The sequence below is a fragment of the Bacillus sp. TH50 genome (assembly GCF_016650565.1).
In the GTDB taxonomy this organism is placed as follows: Bacteria; Bacillota; Bacilli; order Bacillales; family Bacillaceae_G; genus Bacillus_A; species Bacillus_A mycoides.
In genome coordinates this window covers 2,325,712-2,343,902 of sequence record NZ_JAEKFM010000003.1, presented here as the reverse complement: position 1 = coordinate 2,343,902, position 18,191 = coordinate 2,325,712, and the positions used below count along the sequence as shown (strand labels likewise).

The following is an 18,191-nucleotide window of genomic DNA, read 5'->3' as shown; positions in this document are numbered from 1 at the left end:
AGAGGGACCAATTCCCTCTTTTTTTGTAAAAAAATTTCATATCGAAGGGGAATGGGATATGGATATATACTTATTAATCGTCACGTTAATTGCGATCGCAATTGTTATTTTAGGGGTATCATGGTGGAAATGGCATGCGTTTATTAGTTTAACAGTTGCTAGTCTATTTTTAGCTATTATGTCTGGGTTGAACTTGACCAAAATTGTTACTGCCTATGAAACTGGTGTTGGTAGTGTACTAGGGCATTTAGTTGGTATTTTGGCTCTCGGAACAATTTTAGGGAAAATGATGTCCGATTCAGGGGCTGGCATGCAAGTAGCAGATTTCTTCATTCGATTCTTCGGGGTGAAAAAATTACCTTGGGCAATGTTATTCGCCGGATTTGTTATAGGTATTCCAGTGTTTTTTGAAGTGGGAATCGTCATTTTATTACCACTTGTTATTTCAATTCGGAAAACAACGAAACAAAATATATTGTTAATTGCGTTACCTGTTATTGCTGGATTATCGATTGTACATGGGCTAGTGCCGCCGCATCCAGGTGCGATGACAGCAATCGGTATTTATAATGCGAATTTAGGAAAGGTACTATTGTATTCATTAATTATCGCGTTACCAACAGCAATTATCGCAGGACCGGTATTTGCAAAGTGGGTACATAAGAGGGTTATACCTGAAAATGAACCGGAGCTTGTTCGAGTTACGACAGTATCAACTGATTTACCGAGTCGTAAAGTTTCATTTTTTATTATTTTACTGCCAGTAGTTTTAATGATTTTATCAGTAGTCGCACCATATATTTCATTACCGAAAAAAATAACTGAATTTTTAGTATTTGTGGGAAGTCCGGTAATCGCTTTACTTATTTCATGTTTCGCAGCGTTTTATTTGCTAGGTATAAAACAAGGAATTAATAAAAAGATGATTAAAAAATTAACAGATGAAAGTTTACTACCTGTCGGTTCCATTATTTTAATAATTGGTGCAGGCGGTGGATTTAAACAAATATTAATTGAAAGCGGCGTTGGAACAGCCATCGCTCAAATGGCAGAACATATTTCATTATCACCAATCGTCTTAGCGTTCATGGTAGCGGGATTAATCCGAATTGCAACAGGTTCAGCTACTGTAGCATTAACGACAGCAGCTGGAATTGTTTCACCGGTTATTCAGCACATGTCTGGTGTAAATTTAGAATTACTCGTTATTGCAACCGGTGCAGGTTCATTAATGTTTTCTCACGTAAATGATGCAGGATTCTGGCTTGTAAAAGAGTATTTAGGTTTGACAGTAAAAGAAACGTTTAAAACGTGGACGGTGCTGGAGACATTGTTATCATTTATTGCATTCGGCTTTGCGCTTTTACTTAATATGTTTGTTTAGAAGAAGGGGGTGCCTATTTAAAGGTATCCTCTTTTTGTGTTGGGGCTCTTTTCATGAAACAAGCCCGTTTTTAGGAGTGCCAAGCTTCCTATTTGCCCTGAAAACATAATATAAATGGAATCCCCTCATTTAGAGCAAGACGATCTTGTTATGAATGATACTAAAGGAGGAATAGAGTAATGAGCGAAAAGTGTGAACACAGACATGATGATTGCGACCGCAGACGTGGGTGCGGAGGCGGTTTTGCGCTTCTAATCGTATTGTTTATTTTATTAATTATCATCGGTGCTAGCTGCTTCGGCGGAGGCGGCGGTGGTTGTGGTTACGGCGGTTATGGTGGCTATGGCGGCGGCTATGGTGGATATTGCTGCTAATTATTTAAAAACTATTGAAAATAGCCTTGTGCAATATGCACAAGGCTATTTTATTCATAGTTTTATATGCTGTGATAATTTATTAATGTACAGAGAGCGGATTAAGAAAAAGAAAATAATCTCGATAATCCCGAAAAAGGTGAGTACAATCAGTAACTCTTTTAGTAATGAGAAAGAAAACATGCTTTGTAAAAACTTAACCGCAAATAACGTGTGAACACCAGCAACGATGTAAGGAACGAAAAATAAAATTCCTAATTGAATCGTTGCGGAGCGAAACATTTCTGATTCAGTTAAGCCCAGTTTTGTAATCGTAATGTACTTTTGTTTTTCATTCGTTAAGTCGTTATACATACGGAAGTATAAAACGCTAGCCGCACCGATAAAGAAGATAAAGCCAAGAAATGCCCAAATAAAGAATTGAGCAATTGAATTTCCTTTACTGTAGTTTAGCTCATCAGTAGCTGTATGAATGTAAAAAGGAGTTTGAGCATTTTCTTCTTTATGTTTTTCAAAAAAATCACTTGCATCATTACTAATTGTACGTAAAATATTTTTCGTCGGAACAATCGCATTTTCCCAGTTCTCCACGAAATAATTATAAACTATGGTCGTTTCAATATGAGGAATCATATTATCAAATACATAATCTTGTATAACAATTAAATAGGGGAATGCGAAGGATGGTTCAATCCCTTTATTAATAAACCCTTTAATATGAAATTCTTTTTTATTAGATCCGAGTGTAATTGTGTCTTGTTTTGCAAATGGATTTGAGACAAGGTTTAAAAGCTCTGGCGAATGACGAGAAATAATATAAACTTGTGTAGAATCAAGAGTGATTTCCAGTCTCTTCAATTGTTTAGCAATTGCATTATAATCACTCATCTTCATAAGCATAATGTCTTCTTTTGAAGCTGTATCTTTTAATACTGTAAACTTATATTTTCTGTACTGAAAATTACTATTTGTAAGCTCAGTTTCAATTGTAGTAATATGCTTTTGTTCAAGGGAATTGTCACCTTCTGATGTATAAGTGAAGGGGATAGGATATCGCTCTAGTACTGATGCCTTCGTATTGTTATTAGCGGCAAATAACCCGATAATAATCGTAAATGCAAGCGCAGATAGCATAGAAACGATAAAGAGTACATTAATATTACTACGGGTACGGGCAACTAAGTCTGAAATCCATAACATGTTTATTTGTTTCAAATAAAACTTTCTACGCTTCTTTAAAATATAAATAAAAAGAAGAAATGTTTGTGAAAAGAAAAAATATGTTCCGACTACTACGAGTGGCAAAATAGATAATATAATAAAGAAGACAGATCCGTTTTGCACATTTTTTTCGGTTACGTAGCCTTGTGGATAACCAGCAATATAATAACATAACCCTAAACAAGTTAAAGCAAATATCGAAATAAGTATAGACGGCCTTTTTTCGGCTGTCACTTTCTTGTTCCCTTTAATAAGATGGACTGTTTTACGAGTCCGAATAAACATAGGTGTAAATGTAGAAACGATTAAAAATAAAATGATAAACGTTACGGTTGTAACGATGATTGCTTCTGCTGGCCAATATAAATAGAGGCCTTTCGCACTTGTTAATTTTGAAGTGACTAATAAGAAGAAATTAGAAAACACAAGGCCACCTTGAATGCCGATAAAGATAGATAATATCCCGATTATCATGTTTTCGGTAAATAAAAGTCTTTTTAATTGTCTCTGTGAGATACCAAGAATAGTGAGTATCCCAAATTGCTGCTTTCGTACATTTAAAAATGTTCCGACTGAATATAAGAGAAAGAAGAACGAGAACAAAACGATAATAAACTGTGCAGTACTAGCTAAGTTCATGAGAGGATCCCGTTCTTGAAATTTTTGTAAATTTTGCAAGCGTGGATGATACGCATATACAGTAAATGAAAAGAAAACCATTATAGAAAAAGCACTACTTACAAAATAAGCAAAATATGCTTTAGAATTACGTGAGACATTTTTAAATGCAAATTGCCAAAACGTCATCCACGTCTTCCTCCTAATAATGCTAAAACATCTAATATTTCTTGATAAAATTTCTCGCGATATAGTCCGCGGTGTAATTCATTGTAAAGCCCACCATCTTTAATGAAAATAACGCGGTTACAATAACTTGCTGCAAACGGATCATGAGTAACCATTAAAATTGTTGCATCTTCTTCTTTGTTTAACTTCGTAAATAACTCCATTACGTCAATCGCTGACTTAGAATCCAAGTTTCCTGTCGGTTCATCAGCGAGTAAAAGAGACGGATGATGAATAACAGCGCGTGCTACTGCGGTACGCTGTGCTTGTCCTCCAGAAACTTCAAAAATACGCTTGTCCAAAATATGATCAATTCCAAGTTTCTTTGAAATGTTATCGAGTTTTTCGTCCATCTCTTTTAAAGGAACATTATCTAACGTTAAAGGCAGTACGATATTTTCACCGATTGTTAGTGTATCTAATAGGTTAAAGTTTTGGAAAACAAACCCTAACTCTTGGCGGCGGAAAATAGCTAGCTTCTCTCTACGAAATGTGTGCGGTTTTTTTCCATTAATCACGACATCACCAGAAGTAGGGGAGTCAATTGTAGAGATAACGTTTAAAAATGTAGATTTACCGCTACCAGATGGTCCCATGATAGCAACAAATTCTCCTTTATCTACATGTAAATTTATATTTTTTAAAGCAGTATGAGGGACCTTTCCTTCATACACTTTTGAGACGTTTTTTATGTGTAATACTTCTTCCATAATAATCACCTTTCTATTTTTAAAACTTAATATGTTGTGATAATTTTTGCATATAAAAGGAACGAATTAAAAGGAAAAAGATAATTTCAACCGTTCCAAAGATTACAAGTACAACTGTAATCTCAGCGAATAATGATAGATGTAATATTTCTTGTAACATCTTTGTCGCAAACATCGTATGGATCGATGCCATAATGTAAGGAACAAAGAAAAGAATCGCAAGTTGAATTGTAGCGGATTGCTTCATTTCGACTTCTGTTAAACCGATTTTTGTAATCGTTATATACTTTTCTTGCTCATTTGTTAAATCTGTATACATACGGAAGTAAAGAACACTGCCAGCTCCGATAAAGAAAATAACACCTAGGAAAGTACCAATTAAGAAAAACGAAGCAACATTTAATTTTGTTTTGTATAGAGAATCGCTTGCTTCACTTGCATGAAACGGTGGATGTTCTGCCTGAATAGCTGCATTGTCATTATCAATTTTTGTTATAAATGCTGAACCGATATTATGTGCCTTTTCCCAATCTGGAACTTTGAAGCTATATACACTCATCTGTTTTGAAGCGGTTGATAAGGCTTCTACATTTTCATCAGATAATACGAGAAGTTGTGATATTAAGCTATTCGGGAAAGGGTTATAACTTTTATATTCTTTCACTTGTAGCTGTAAAGAGTTTTGAGTAAGTGTCAGAGTATTTCTCTTTTCTTGATCAAAAACTGTTCCAATGAATTGATCATCTATGTCTTTAATAAGGATATAAGACTCATTATTACTTACGGTGAGCGTTTCCCAATTTAATGCTTTAGCAAGTATATTATATTCACTTTGTTTAATTGCATAATAGAGCTGCGCGTTATCTTCTGCCGAAGACACTTCATATATATCCGTTTTAAATTTCTTATAAGCAAACTGCTCTTCGTTAAATTTTTGTTCTAACCAATTTAAATGTTCATCAGCTAACGTATTTTCAGTATGTGATAAATAAGTAAACGGGAAAGGGTTTTGCTTTATTTCATCAAACTTTGTGAATTTCCCAAACCCATATAAGAATGTAATCATTGTGAAAGCGAGCGTTGATAACATCGTCACGATAAAGAGCATGTTAATATTTGTCCGAATCCGAGTTGCTAAATCAGAAACCCAAAGCATATTAATACGTTTCATATAAAATTTTCTTCTCGTCTTTAATATGCGAATGAGTAAGAAGCTAATTTGTGAGAAGAAAAAATATGTCCCAGCTGCAGCAAGTGATGGGATGACAAATATACAGGAGGCAGCGTACAAAAGCCCAGCGATATCTCCTAATGACATAAAATATAGTGGGTTTGCTGCTAAAACATATCCAGATATTAAACATATCGCACCAAAGAGAGAGATGAGTACAGATGCTTTTCTTTCTTTTTGTTTTGTTCCTTCTTTTAAAAGACGTACAGCTTTTCTCGTACGGATTAGCATCGGTGTAAAAGATGATACGAGAATGAAGAGTCCAAGAAAGATAATTATAGTTAAAACGATAGCAGCTGTAGGCCACCAATATAAATATAAACCAGGTACATGCGTAATTTTGGCGGTAACTAATAAAAAGAACTGTGAAAAGACAAGGCCAAATTGAATGCCGAAAAATATGGATAGGCCACCAATTAGCATGTTTTCTAGAAATACGAGCCTCTTTAATTGCTTTGGAGATATGCCAAGTACTGTTAAAATCCCGAACTGTTTTTTTCGTACTTTTAAGAAAGTACCGATTGAATATAGTAAAAAGAAAAATGAAAAGAATACAATGACAACTTCTGAGATTGTCATTAATATGTTCAGAGCAGCATTCACGCCTGTCATATGCAATTTAGGATGAAATAAATAAACTGCAAACGAGAAGAAAATTGCAATGGAAAACGCACTACTTACAAAATAGGCGAAATAAGCTCTGGCGTTCCGCGTCACGTTTTTAAATGCAAACTGCCAAAATGTCATGCGCCTAAACCTCCTAATAGAGTTAATGTGAAAGGAGTATGAGGGGGTCCGCATACTCTTTTCATAAAGCTCACCTTTTGCTTATTTAAAACTTAATATGTTGCGATAATTTTTGCATATAAAGTGAACGAATTAATAGGAAAAAGATAATCTCAACTGTTCCAAAAATCACAAGTACAACCGTAATTTCAGCGAACAATGATAAGTTAATAATATCTTGCAACATCTTTGTCGCAAACATCGTATGAATAGAAGCCATAATGTATGGAACGAAAAATAAGATTCCAAGTTGAATGGTCGCTGAACGCTTCATTTCTGATTCTGTTAAGCCAATCTTCGTAATCGTTACATATTTTTCTTGCTCGTTTGTTAAATCTGTATACATACGGAAGTACAGTACACTACCAGCTCCAATAAAGAAAATGATCCCAAGGAATGTACCAATAAGGAAGTAGGAAGCACTTCCGGATTTGATTTTGTATAGGGCATTACTCGTTTCGAAAACACGGACGAGCATTTCTTCATGTTCAAAACTCGTACGGTCTTTATTCACTCGTTTTACAAACTCATCAGCAATAGCATACGTATTCTCCCAGTTCTCCACGTTGTAGTTATAGGCTGTTACACGCTTTGTATAATTTGATGAATTATTAATGACAGAATCAGCTAATACTAACGTTTCGTACGCAAAATTAGTCGGAAGTGCATTATCTGCCTCAAACCCTTTTACTTGTAATTTATAATTGTTATTAGCGAGTGTAATATGTGTGCTGTTGTAATTTTGATCAAATGCACTAAACAACGGGACATATGCCGCACCAGACAATACATATGTTTCATTATCATTTATAAATAGTTTTTTCAATTGTAATGACGTAGCGAGTTTATTATAGTCACTTTGTTTTATGGCATACGTGTCATTATAAGTTTCCGTACCATTTCTAGATTTTACAGGTGTAGTATATAAATTTACTTTGATTTTTTCATAAGAAAAATTCCCGTCTCGTAATTGTTTTTCTAGCCAATTTAAGTGCGGGGAAGTAAATGGATTCGCCTCATATGAGAAATAAGAAAATGCAAATGGTGAATTTCGTGCAACATCAAGTTTCATAAATTTCCCGAATCCATATAGAAATGTAATCATCGTAAAAGCAATTGTAGATAGCATTGCTACAATGAAAAGCATATTAATATTTGATCGAATACGGCTAGCTAAGTCTGAAATCCAAAGCATATTAATACGTTTCATATAAAATTTTCGTCTCTTTTTCAAAATATGAATGAGTAAGAAACTAATTTGTGAAAAGAAGAAATACGTTCCAATTGAAACGAGTGCCGGAATAACAAAAATACTAGAGAACATGTAAATCATCCCTATTTGCGGGCTTAATGATACGAAGTATACTGGTTTACTAGCTAACGCGTAGCCACCTAATAAACATAAAGCGCCAAATAGAGAAATGAGTATGGATGGCTTTCGTTCTTTTTGTTTCCCACCATTTGCTTTTAAAAGATGCACAGTTTTTTTTGTTCGAATGAGCATTGGTGTAAAAGCAGATACAATGATAAAAAGGCTAAGAAAAACAATTGTCGTTAAAATGAAAGCATTTGTAGGCCCGTATAAATAAATTCCTGGGACGTGCGTAATTTTCGCTGTTACTAATAAGAAAAATTGCGAAAAGACAAACCCAAACTGTATGCCAAAAAAGATAGATAAAATCCCAATTAACATGTTTTCCATAAAAACGAGACGATGTAATTGTTTTCTCGATATTCCTAAAACGATCAAAACTCCGAATTGTTTTTTTCGAACTTTAAAAAAAGTACCGATGGAATATAGTAAAAAGAAGAAAGAAAAGAATACAATTACAACTTCTGAAAAAATCATTAATCCTGAAACTTCAGAGATCATACTGGAATTTTGTAATTTCGGATGAAATAAATAAACAGCAAACGAAAAGAAAACAGCAATGGAAAAGGAACTGCTTAAAAAATAGGCAAAATAAGCTCTTGAGTTACGCGTTACATTTTTAAATGCAAACTGCCAAAATGTCATAATATATGCCTCCCGTTAGCAGGCCGATATGTAGTCTTATTGCAAAAAATGTATGAGAGTAAATTCTCATACATTTTGCTGGCATATGTTATGGTCATACTTCGGTCACCTTCTCTGTATTTTCTGCTTGATTATTTGCAGCGTTGTGGAAGATGATTTTAATCGTCGTTCCTTTACCAACTTCAGAGTCTAGTTTCACAGAGTGACCTAAATAATCACAAATTTTACTTACAATATAAAGCCCCATACCAGTAGATTCTCCGAATGCACGACCGTTTTTTCCAGTGTAAAAAGGTTCAAATACTCTTCGAATATCTTCTTGCGGAATACCAACGCCTTCGTCACGAACTTCCAAAATAATATCTTTACCATTGCGATAAGCTGATAAGAAAACTTTCTTTCCGCGCTCACCAGAGTAGCGAACTGCATTTGTCATTAACTGATAGATAATGAACTTTAGCCATTTCGCATCAGAAGCAACTTTTAAATCTGAATGAACTTCTAAAACGGGGAAGACTCCGTTTCGAATGAATAGTTCTTTTAATCCGTTAATATTTTTTGTTACAGCATCTTTTAATGAAATCGTCTCAACATGGAAGTCTTCATGGAAGTTATTTAGCCTTGCCATATATAAAGCCATATCGAGTCCTTGATTTAATCGTTCTAATTCTTTTTTGAATTTCGGGATTAAATGTTCATCTTCCATTTCAAGCACCATAAGCTGCATAACAGAAACAGGCGTTTTCATTTGATGTACCCAATGGTTAATAAATAACTGGTGTTCTTGCTGTTTTACTTCGAATGTTTGTAGGTCTTTTTGGAATAGGCGATATTGCGTACGAACGAGCTCGTTTACACTGTGGGGCATAGGAGCAGTCGCTCTTTCAATAAACGCATCTTCCATTTTCTCTGGTGGTTCACTTAATCTGTGGTACATTCTACGGTTACGAACGTAACGATAAGCGAGGAAACAGATGAATAAGTATAAGCTTAAAACGATGAAGTAAAACTTATTATTTTGAAATCCGTCTACTGCATCATAAAGAACGAAAATGATTCCGAAGTTTAATACATATAGTAGGAAAAATGCAAAATGATCACGTAAAAATAGCTTCATGTTTATTCACTCCAAGTTGCGTTAAAACGATACCCAAGTCCACGTACTGTTTCAATAGCATTTTCAATACCAAGCTCATTGAACTTTTTACGAAGACGCGTGATGTTTACGTTTAATGTATTTTCCTCAACGAAGCTTTCGTCGTCCCAAAGAGCGGCTAGTAAATCTTCACGACTCGCTGTACGCGGGAATTTAGATAATAACATTTCTGCTAAAATTGCCTCTTTCTTCGTTAAAAGAACTTGCTCAGCGCCAAAATGAATTTCGGGACGCTCAGGAAATAGTTTTAGTCCTTCAACTTCAACGATACGTTCAGAAATATTTGGTGCATAATCACCGTAAATACGGCGTAATTGACCTTTGATTTTCGCCATTACAACGTCATAGTGGAACGGCTTCGTAATATAATCGTCCGCACCGCTTTCAATCGCCATAATTTGTTCCATTTCACCAGCACGAGCTGAAATGAAAATAATTGGACAAGTAGATTCATGACGAATTTGACGGCACCAGTAGAAACCATCGAATTTCGGTAAGTTTACATCAAGTAAAACAAGATGTGGTTTCACGGCGTTAAACGATTCCATAATATCATCGAAGTTCTCCGCAACAACAGCATCATAGCCATATTTTTGAATGTGAGATTGTAGTAATGTTGAAATATTTGGATCGTCTTCAACGATTAAAATTTTATACATATGTATATTCCTCCTAAAAAAACAATTGTAGCTATAGTGTATCATGTGTTTCAAGTCTTTTCATTATGTTGAAATGGGAGCTATATAAATATAAAAATTTAAAAGACGACATAGAACTTGTCTTTTTAGGGGAGAGAGAGGATCTAGCCATGCATAGAAGCGGTCAGAGCCTTTTTCTGCCCCGTACGAAGTAAAAACAAAGAAATCAAATGAATAGGCTTTCCTTTTTTGTTATACGTAGCATAGTTGTGGCGTATTTATATGATGAAAGATTAAACAGGATTTATATAGTAAACAGTATGGGTCAAAAGTGGAAAAAGTAAAAAGGGCCTTATATATAATTGACAATTGACTGAAATCATTTTAACATTTAGATAAATATCTAAATGTCTAATTAGTGAAAGGAAGAAAGACATTGAATCAAGCATTCAAAGCATTAGCAGACCCAACAAGGCGAAAAATTTTAGATTTATTAAAAGAAGGCGATTTAACAGCTGGGGAAATTGCTGAACAGTTCAACATGACAAAGCCAAGTATTTCTCATCATTTAAATGCACTTAAAAATGCTGAACTTATTCAAGATGAAAAGAAAGGGCAATTCGTTATGTACTCTTTAAACACAACTGTATTTCAAGATTTGTTGACTTGGGTGTTTACATTTACGAATAAGGGGGAAGAGGGGAAATGAAAAAACATCTTTTTGCAATTATATTAATTGTTACAGCATGTGTAGCATGGGCGTTTGCTTGGCCGCATTTGCCAGATACAATTGCGACACATTGGAGTGGCGGTAAGGTAGATGGTTATTCTTCTAAATTGTACGGAATGATTTCTATGGTTGGAATTATGATTGCGTTATATATATTTCTAAATGTGATACCAAAGATTGATCCAAGGAAAGCAAATTACGAGAAATTTTCTAAAGCTTTTATGATGATGAATAACGGGATACTCCTGCTACTATTTGTAGGGAATATAGATATTATTACAAGTGGATTAGGATATAATTTATTCATTAATCGAGTTCCAGAATTATTAGTGGGTGTTTTATTTTTAGTGATGGGTAATTATTTACCACAGTGTAAGCCTAACTTTTTCGTTGGGATGCGTAATCCTTGGACGTTAAGTAATGAAGAAGTATGGCGGAAAACACATCGATTTAGTGGAAAAGTATTTGTAGCTTTAGGACTCATTATGATTATAAGTGTTTTCGCTCCAGCTGATTGGAGATCTTATATGATGCTTGGGATTATAGTAGTTGCTGTCCTCATAACGAATTTATATTCTTACGTTTTATATAAAAAAGAAATGCAATTGTGAGCAATAAGGGATTGAATTGTACTAGTCAAATTTTATATTTATAGTTTCTATGTGTTAAGAGATTTTAATACTCAGTGGGGATAACGAAAAAGCTCGCTGAGTAAATTTTTTACTTTAAGGTCTGAAAATTCAGTTTAAAAGATAGTTTGGGGGAAATCACATGTTAGAAATTATAAATTTTAGTAAGACATACAAAGGTGGAAAAAAGGCAGTAGATCAGTTAAATATTACTGTTCAAGCAGGAGATATCTTTGGATTTATTGGACATAACGGTGCGGGGAAAAGTACAACGATTAAGTCATTAGTAGGAGTTATAGATTTTGAAGAGGGCGAAATTTTTGTTGATGGCCATTCAGTAAAAAAGGATCCGATTGCATGTAAAAGAGTAATGGCGTATATTCCTGATAATCCAGATTTATATGAGCAATTAACAGGAATTCAATATTTGAACTTTGTTGCTGACGTGTTTAAAGTGTCTGCGAAGGATCGGGAAGAACAGATACAGAAGTATGGGGATGCCTTTGAGATTACACCTTACTTAGGAGACTTAATTTCTTCTTATTCACACGGTATGAAACAAAAAGTAGCGATTATATCGGCGGTTTTACATAAACCGAAATTATTAGTTTTAGATGAACCTTTCGTTGGTCTTGATCCAAAGGCTGCTGTAGTGTTGAAAGGTATTATGAAGGAGCTTTGTGAAAAGGGAAGTGCGATTTTCTTTTCTACGCATGTTTTAGATGTGGCGGAGAAGTTATGTAATAAAATAGCGATGATTAATAGAGGGAAATTAGCACTTTCAGGGGAAGTGAATTCTTTAATAAAGGAAGGCTCATTGGAAGAGCTCTTTATGAAGGAGCTTGCTAATGAATATTAGTAGTCTAGATCTTTTAAAAATCCGCTTGATAACACAGCTTGGTTTAAATACTTTTAAATACGAAAAAGATAAGAAAAAGAAGCAGAATAAGATTTTACTGACAGCATCTATTGCCTTAGTTGGTGTCATGTTAATGCTATATTGTGGGGCCTCGGCATATGGGTTGGTGAGACTAGGAATAAGTGAAATTATCCCAGTTTATGCACTAGTTATTAGCAGTGTATTGACGTTGTTTTTCACTATATTTAAGGCAAATGGAGAAATTTTTGCTTTTAAGGATTACGATCTTTTAATGTCATTACCGATTCGTGTAAGTACTATTATTACAAGTAGATTTTTGTATTTATATTTGCTGAATACGATCTTTTCAATCATAATCATGCTACCAATGGGAATTGTTTATGGCATACATGAGAAGCCATCAGTTTCTTTTTACTTTATGTGGTTCATCAGTATGTTTATAGCATCTTTAATTCCAACAACAATCGCAGCGGTCTTTGGAGCTGCGATTACGGCAATCGCTTCTAAATTTAAAAATACGAATAAAATAACTACGATTTTAAGTTTCATAGTAATTATTACATTCGGTTTCTTTATGCTAAAAAACGGAAATGCTCAATATAGCCTTAATGATATGAACGGGATTGGTGCAATTGTTTCGGAGCAATTAACTAAAGTGTATCCACTAGCTAACATGTTTCAAAAAGCAATTGTTCATGCTGATATTGTAGCTTTCATCCTATTCGTTGGGATATCAGTTATTTGGTATTATCTTTTTGTAAAAATACTTTCGTTAAAATATAAGCAAATAAATACAGAGATTACCACTTATCATATGCTTTCAAATTATGAGATTCATGGCATGAGAAAAGAAAGTGTATTGGTCGCATTGTATAAAAAAGAGCTGAAACGTTTCTTCTCTTCTACAGTTTATGTCATAAATAGTGGAATGGGAGTCGTGATGGCGATAGCTTTCTCGCTAGCTATAGTTGTAGTAGGACCAAGTCAATTAATAGCGTACCCTGGAATTGAGACCCTGTTGCAAAAGGTTGCGCCATTTGCTATTGCAGCAGCGATTTCGATGACGTGTACAACATGTGTGTCATTGTCATTAGAAGGAAAAAATGTATGGATTATTAAGTCGTTACCTATTACACCAAAGATGATTTATGACAGTAAAGTACTTATGAATCTTTCATTAAGTATACCTGCATCACTTATCAGTTCCGTATTACTGATAATAGGGTTAAAACTAGATGTTTGGAGTTCTCTTTTCATCGTAATAACACCGATAACATATTCATTATTTTCGGCAGTATGGGGAATTTTTATTAACAATCGATTTGGTTATTATGATTGGGTATCAGAAACTCAAATAGTAAAACAAAGCATAGGATCGTTTGTCGGTATGTTTGGTGGCTTAATTATGGCTGTTATACCTGCTTTGTTAATCGGTACTGAGGCTATCTCGAACTACAGGGTATTTACTTTTGGAGTTATTATAGTGCTTGCGATTATTACTATTTTCTTGTATAAGAACGAGTCGAGAAGAAGTATAAAATAAAGTTAATGTCATATTCGTATTTTGTTTGTAAAGAAGAAGTTAAAATAAAAAAGCTACTGCTCCTTTGAAAGGAGCAGTAGCTTTTTTATTTTAGGGAAATTTGGATCTAGACATTATTTCTTCAAAACCGGTATCCAAATTTCACTTTTGAAGTTTGGAGAAGTTACATCTTTCTGTTCATTCCACAATATTTCCGGTCCTTCTGCTAGTTCATAGTTCGAAGAAGGGAACCATTCGGAATAAATACGTCCCCACACATTTTGTAATGCATCAGGAAATGGACCGACAGCTTCAAATATAGCCCATGTTGAAGCTGCGACTTCAAGTTGCGCAAATTGCTCTGGGCAATCTTTCGTTGTGGCTACTCCAATATAGTGATCGAGTTCGCCTTTTTCCTCCATTCTTCCTTCAGAAAAATTCGTAGAAGCACTAATAATTCCGGTAGGTTCAATATTTGAAAGGGACTTTAATGTTTCGATTGATTGGCTGTCTAAACTTTTCCACATAGAAGCAATTTCTTCGTTTACACCGTTAAAAACAATCGGTACTCGTTTTTGTATACCAATGATTTGAAATGGCCCTTTTTCTTCAATTCGATAGTTCATTTCATTTCCTCCTTGAATGGATAGTTGGAAGGTCATTGGTGAATAAGCTTTCAAAGAACGACTAGTACTTCGAGCTTCTGAAGGCGTTATTCCGTGCAAATTTTGAAATGCACGTGTAAATGAATCTGGTGAGTTGTAGCCATATTTTATAGCGACATCAATGACTTTTGCATTGCTATCTTTTAGTTCAAAGGCAGCAAGAGTAAGACGTCTACAGCGAATATATTCTGATAGTGATATGCCAGCTAAAAAAGAAAACATTCTTTTGAAATGATATTCGGAGCAGAAAGCTATTTTTGCGACTTCTTTAAAATCAATTTCGTGTGTAAGGTTGTCTTCAATATACTGCATTGCCGCATTCATATTTTTAAGTGAATCCATACTATGACCTCCTTTGTATATAGAATAGCAAGAATGAAATAGCTCCATCCGACATTTCATGCACAACTTTGTAGGGGGCATTTTTAACCTTACAAAATTGTAATGTTCCTGTAAGGAGAATGAATGGATGGCATGATATCCCAATGTTATAGTAACAAAGTACTTTAGTACATTAGGTTAAATTCTGATGTCTTTACTTATGTGCCTTACATAACTGTCATGTTTGTGTAAGAAACATCGATAGTGGCAAGAGTAGAGAGTGTATATAGTTGAAAATATAGAATAGAAGAAATGAGGGATGTCGAGATGAAAACAGTGTTAGAAGCAAAAAATATTGAAAAAGTATATGACACAGGTGGGAATAAATTTGCAGCTTTAAAAGGTATTAACTTACAAGTAAAAGAAGGTGAGTTCGTTGGAATTATGGGACCTTCTGGTTCGGGTAAGACGACTCTTTTAAATGTTCTTTCTACAATTGATAATGCGACGAACGGTGAAATTTTAATTGATGGAAAAGACATCGTTAAGATGAACGATGATAAGCTGGCGTTATTCCGCCGCGATCATTTAGGGTTCATTTTCCAAGATTATAACTTATTAGATACGTTAACGGTGAAAGAGAATATTGCGTTACCTCTTGCGTTATCAAAGGTGAAAGCGAGTGAGATTGATCGCCGCGTTCTTGAAATCTCAAAGAAATTCGGTATTGATCATATTTTAAGTCAGTTCCCATATCAAGTATCTGGTGGACAGAAGCAGCGCTGCGCAGCATCGCGCGCAATCGTTACAAGTCCTAGTATGATATTTGGGGACGAACCGACTGGAGCACTTGATTCTAAATCAGCGACAGATTTATTAGAAAGTATGAAGTCGTTAAATGAATATGATAATTCTACAATTTTGATGGTAACGCATGATGCATTTGCGGCGAGTTATTGTAAACGAGTTATTTTCATTAAAGATGGTGAGTTATATAAAGAATTACACCGTGGTGAATCAACACGTAAACAGTTCTTCCAAAAAGTCGTTGACGTAATGTCTTCTATTTCTGGAGGTATGGCTGATGACCTTATCTAGCATTGCCCTCCGCAACATACAGCGGAACTTTAAAGACTACTTTGTATATTTTGCATCTATGATATTTAGCATCGTCATCTATTTTACATTTAAGGCGTTGCAGTATAATTCACAAATGGAAAAAGCTGCGGAAGGTTCTAAAAAAATTAGCGGTGCATTTCAAGTTTCAAGTGTCATGCTAATTATATTCGTAGCGGTGTTCATTATATATTCAAACGGATTCTTTACACGTAAACGTAAAAAAGAAGTTGGATTATATTCGTTACTTGGTATTCGTAAAAGACAGATCGGTAAAATGCTCTTTTATGAAAATATGTTAATGGGATTAATGTCTTTAATTATCGGGATTGCGTTCGGTAGCGTCCTTTCGAAACTATTCCTTGAATTACTAGTAAGTATGATGGGGTTAAATTTAAATGTTCATTTTGAAGTACCGATGGCTGCAATTGTTGATACAGCAATTATTTTCTTTGTGATTATTTTATATACATCACTTCAAGGGTATCGTTTAATTTATCGCTTTAAGTTAATTGAACTTTTCCGCGCAGAACGTGAAGGAGAAGCAATGCCAAAAGGATCCGTAATTATGGCGTTAATTTCAGTTTTCTTAATCGGCTCAGGTTATTTCTTAGCGTTAATGTTTATGAAGGCAGTTATGTATGTAAACTTTATGGCAGTCGCACTTTATATATTACTTGCGACAGTATTAGGTACGTATTTACTATTTATGTTCTTTACAGTATTCGTATTGAAACGTGCAAGAAATAATAAATCATCGTTTTATAACGGTATGAATATGATAACGACGTCACAGTTACTATATCGTATTAAAGGAAATGCAAAGTCACTTGCGACAATTTCTATTTTAAGTGCAGTAACATTAACAGCGGTTGGTACGTCAGTTACGATGTATTACAACATATTTACGCAATCAAAAGCAGCCATGCCATACAGTTACTCTTATGAGAGAAAAGATGTAGAACTGGATAAGAAAGTAAATGCGATTCTTGCGGAGGAGAAGCAGGATCATCCTGTTAAAGATCAATTTGAAATTGAAACGGTTCCTGTCAAAGGGAAGTTCGAAGGAGATAAAGTTGATTTCATTCTTAATATGAATTACACGATTTCAGAGAAATATCAGTTTATATCTCAATCTGAATTCAACAAACTTGCGAAAAAAATCGATGCGGAAACAGTGAATGTAGCTACTGGCGAAGCATTTATATATGATAGTTCTTATATGGAAGGGTATGAGTTTAGCCCTGAATATAAAGGGAATAAAGCGGTATTCCAAATTGGAAATGAAACGAAGACATTGACGATCCAAGGTGTAAATAATACTGCAATTACGAATTTAGGTGAATTAGTTGTTGTCGTTCCAGATGAAATGTATGAACAAGCGAAGCAAGCATTTGGAACACGTGTTGTAAAAAATATTGATGTAAAAGATGAAAGAAACAGTAAAGTGTTAACAGAAAAATTAACAAAAGTGATGCCGGCTGGTGAATCAGAAATGGCACCACCATTTAGAGACTTCTATACTGGTTTCCATATGGGACTTGAAGCAACTGGACTAATGATGTTCATCGGAATGTTCTTAGGACTTGTATTCTTACTAGCAACAGGTTCTATTATTTACTTCAAACAGTTAACAGAAGCAAGTGCAGATCGTGAGCGTTACGTTGTCCTTCATAAAGTGGGTGTAACGAAACAAGAGATGAAAAAAGCTATCGCAAAACAAGTGAGCTTTATCTTTGCAATTCCACTAGTAATCGGAATTCTACACAGTTTGTTTGCACTAAAAGGTTTAGGGAACATACTACCATTCGAAATTATGATCCCGCTCCTAATTAGTATTGGAGTATACAGCGTTATTTATATCGGATATTACTTCTTAACAGTTCGCTCTTATTATAAGATTGTGAGCGCGAAGTAATGAAAGAGTTGTTTTATCTTAGTAAAAAAGCATCCGACTAATATGTT

15 protein-coding genes are annotated in these 18,191 nt (G+C 34.6%); 8 read left to right on the top strand and 7 right to left on the bottom strand.

Features of this window, described 5'->3' with window-relative positions; translation table 11 throughout:
- Window positions 1–58 precede the first annotated feature (58 nt).
- Both gntP and JFU23_RS31060 read left to right on the top strand, forming a co-directional pair.
- Window positions 59–1,384, top strand: a complete 1,326-nt coding sequence (gntP, locus tag JFU23_RS12185; RefSeq protein WP_002167483.1) for a gluconate permease GntP — start codon at window positions 59–61, stop codon at window positions 1,382–1,384.
- A 179-nt stretch (window positions 1,385–1,563) separates the two neighbouring features.
- A complete protein-coding gene (locus JFU23_RS31060) occupies window positions 1,564–1,758 on the top strand; it encodes a YjcZ family sporulation protein (protein ID WP_061674573.1) in 195 nt (64 codons plus the stop codon).
- Window positions 1,759–1,812: 54 nt separating this feature from the next.
- Here the strand turns inward: JFU23_RS31060 and JFU23_RS12175 are convergent, their stop codons facing one another.
- The 6 genes from JFU23_RS12175 to JFU23_RS12150 all read right to left on the bottom strand — a co-directional run bounded on the left by JFU23_RS12175 (window position 1,813) and on the right by JFU23_RS12150 (window position 10,384).
- Window positions 1,813–3,786: an FtsX-like permease family protein gene (locus JFU23_RS12175; protein ID WP_201031988.1), complete on the bottom strand. Its 1,974-nt coding sequence runs from the start codon at window positions 3,784–3,786 to the stop codon at window positions 1,813–1,815.
- Window positions 3,783–4,535: an ABC transporter ATP-binding protein gene (locus JFU23_RS12170; RefSeq protein ID WP_085312659.1), complete on the bottom strand. Its 753-nt coding sequence runs from the start codon at window positions 4,533–4,535 to the stop codon at window positions 3,783–3,785. Before JFU23_RS12170 ends, JFU23_RS12175 begins: the two co-directional genes overlap by 4 nt.
- A gap of 19 nt (window positions 4,536–4,554) precedes the next feature.
- Window positions 4,555–6,513, bottom strand: coding sequence for an FtsX-like permease family protein (locus JFU23_RS12165; RefSeq protein WP_201031987.1), 1,959 nt, complete (start codon window positions 6,511–6,513; stop codon window positions 4,555–4,557).
- 85 nt (window positions 6,514–6,598) lie between these two features.
- Window positions 6,599–8,569, bottom strand: a complete 1,971-nt coding sequence (locus JFU23_RS12160; RefSeq protein WP_201031986.1) for an ABC transporter permease — start codon at window positions 8,567–8,569, stop codon at window positions 6,599–6,601.
- Between the two features lie 94 nt (window positions 8,570–8,663).
- Window positions 8,664–9,686, bottom strand: a complete 1,023-nt coding sequence (locus JFU23_RS12155; RefSeq protein WP_201031985.1) for a sensor histidine kinase — start codon at window positions 9,684–9,686, stop codon at window positions 8,664–8,666.
- A gap of 2 nt (window positions 9,687–9,688) precedes the next feature.
- Window positions 9,689–10,384, bottom strand: a complete 696-nt coding sequence (locus JFU23_RS12150; RefSeq protein WP_002089212.1) for a response regulator transcription factor — start codon at window positions 10,382–10,384, stop codon at window positions 9,689–9,691.
- A gap of 415 nt (window positions 10,385–10,799) precedes the next feature.
- Here JFU23_RS12150 and JFU23_RS12145 point away from each other — a divergent pair, with 415 nt between their 5' ends.
- From JFU23_RS12145 to JFU23_RS12130, 4 genes are all read left to right on the top strand, one after another.
- Window positions 10,800–11,072, top strand: a complete 273-nt coding sequence (locus JFU23_RS12145; RefSeq protein ID WP_002129626.1) for an autorepressor SdpR family transcription factor — start codon at window positions 10,800–10,802, stop codon at window positions 11,070–11,072.
- Complete coding sequence (locus tag JFU23_RS12140) at window positions 11,069–11,704, top strand: SdpI family protein (RefSeq protein WP_201031984.1); 636 nt, start codon at window positions 11,069–11,071, stop codon at window positions 11,702–11,704. Before JFU23_RS12145 ends, JFU23_RS12140 begins: the two co-directional genes overlap by 4 nt.
- A 160-nt stretch (window positions 11,705–11,864) precedes the next feature.
- Window positions 11,865–12,581, top strand: coding sequence for an ABC transporter ATP-binding protein (locus tag JFU23_RS12135; protein WP_002067760.1), 717 nt, complete (start codon window positions 11,865–11,867; stop codon window positions 12,579–12,581).
- A complete protein-coding gene (locus JFU23_RS12130) occupies window positions 12,571–14,145 on the top strand; it encodes a putative ABC transporter permease subunit (RefSeq protein ID WP_201031983.1) in 1,575 nt (524 codons plus the stop codon). The genes JFU23_RS12135 and JFU23_RS12130 overlap by 11 nt, the downstream gene beginning before the upstream one ends.
- A 113-nt stretch (window positions 14,146–14,258) precedes the next feature.
- On the opposite strand, the gene JFU23_RS12125 is transcribed toward JFU23_RS12130, so the two are convergent.
- A complete protein-coding gene (locus JFU23_RS12125) occupies window positions 14,259–15,131 on the bottom strand; it encodes an AraC family transcriptional regulator (protein ID WP_201031982.1) in 873 nt (290 codons plus the stop codon).
- 306 nt (window positions 15,132–15,437) lie between these two features.
- Between JFU23_RS12125 and JFU23_RS12120 the strand changes: the two genes are divergently transcribed.
- Window positions 15,438–16,208: an ABC transporter ATP-binding protein gene (locus tag JFU23_RS12120; RefSeq protein ID WP_000859659.1), complete on the top strand. Its 771-nt coding sequence runs from the start codon at window positions 15,438–15,440 to the stop codon at window positions 16,206–16,208.
- Entirely contained in the window at window positions 16,195–18,144 is a 1,950-nt protein-coding gene (locus tag JFU23_RS12115) for an ABC transporter permease (protein ID WP_085312653.1), read from the top strand. Before JFU23_RS12120 ends, JFU23_RS12115 begins: the two co-directional genes overlap by 14 nt.
- The last annotated feature ends 47 nt before the right edge of the window (window positions 18,145–18,191 follow it).

Excerpts from the sequence above, each read along its gene's own strand:
- gntP (WP_002167483.1), top strand. The coding sequence starts at position 59 with ATGGATATATACTTATTAATCGTCACGTTAATTGCGATCGCAATTGTT.
- JFU23_RS31060 (WP_061674573.1), top strand. The coding sequence starts at position 1,564 with ATGAGCGAAAAGTGTGAACACAGACATGATGATTGCGACCGCAGACGT.
- JFU23_RS12175 (WP_201031988.1), bottom strand. The coding sequence starts at position 3,786 with ATGACGTTTTGGCAATTTGCATTTAAAAATGTCTCACGTAATTCTAAA.
- JFU23_RS12170 (WP_085312659.1), bottom strand. The coding sequence starts at position 4,535 with ATGGAAGAAGTATTACACATAAAAAACGTCTCAAAAGTGTATGAAGGA.
- JFU23_RS12165 (WP_201031987.1), bottom strand. The coding sequence starts at position 6,513 with ATGACATTTTGGCAGTTTGCATTTAAAAACGTGACGCGGAACGCCAGA.
- JFU23_RS12160 (WP_201031986.1), bottom strand. The coding sequence starts at position 8,569 with ATGACATTTTGGCAGTTTGCATTTAAAAATGTAACGCGTAACTCAAGA.
- JFU23_RS12155 (WP_201031985.1), bottom strand. The coding sequence starts at position 9,686 with ATGAAGCTATTTTTACGTGATCATTTTGCATTTTTCCTACTATATGTA.
- JFU23_RS12150 (WP_002089212.1), bottom strand. The coding sequence starts at position 10,384 with ATGTATAAAATTTTAATCGTTGAAGACGATCCAAATATTTCAACATTA.
- JFU23_RS12140 (WP_201031984.1), top strand. The coding sequence starts at position 11,069 with ATGAAAAAACATCTTTTTGCAATTATATTAATTGTTACAGCATGTGTA.
- JFU23_RS12135 (WP_002067760.1), top strand. The coding sequence starts at position 11,865 with ATGTTAGAAATTATAAATTTTAGTAAGACATACAAAGGTGGAAAAAAG.
- JFU23_RS12130 (WP_201031983.1), top strand. The coding sequence starts at position 12,571 with ATGAATATTAGTAGTCTAGATCTTTTAAAAATCCGCTTGATAACACAG.
- JFU23_RS12125 (WP_201031982.1), bottom strand. The coding sequence starts at position 15,131 with ATGGATTCACTTAAAAATATGAATGCGGCAATGCAGTATATTGAAGAC.
- JFU23_RS12120 (WP_000859659.1), top strand. The coding sequence starts at position 15,438 with ATGAAAACAGTGTTAGAAGCAAAAAATATTGAAAAAGTATATGACACA.
- JFU23_RS12115 (WP_085312653.1), top strand. The coding sequence starts at position 16,195 with ATGACCTTATCTAGCATTGCCCTCCGCAACATACAGCGGAACTTTAAA.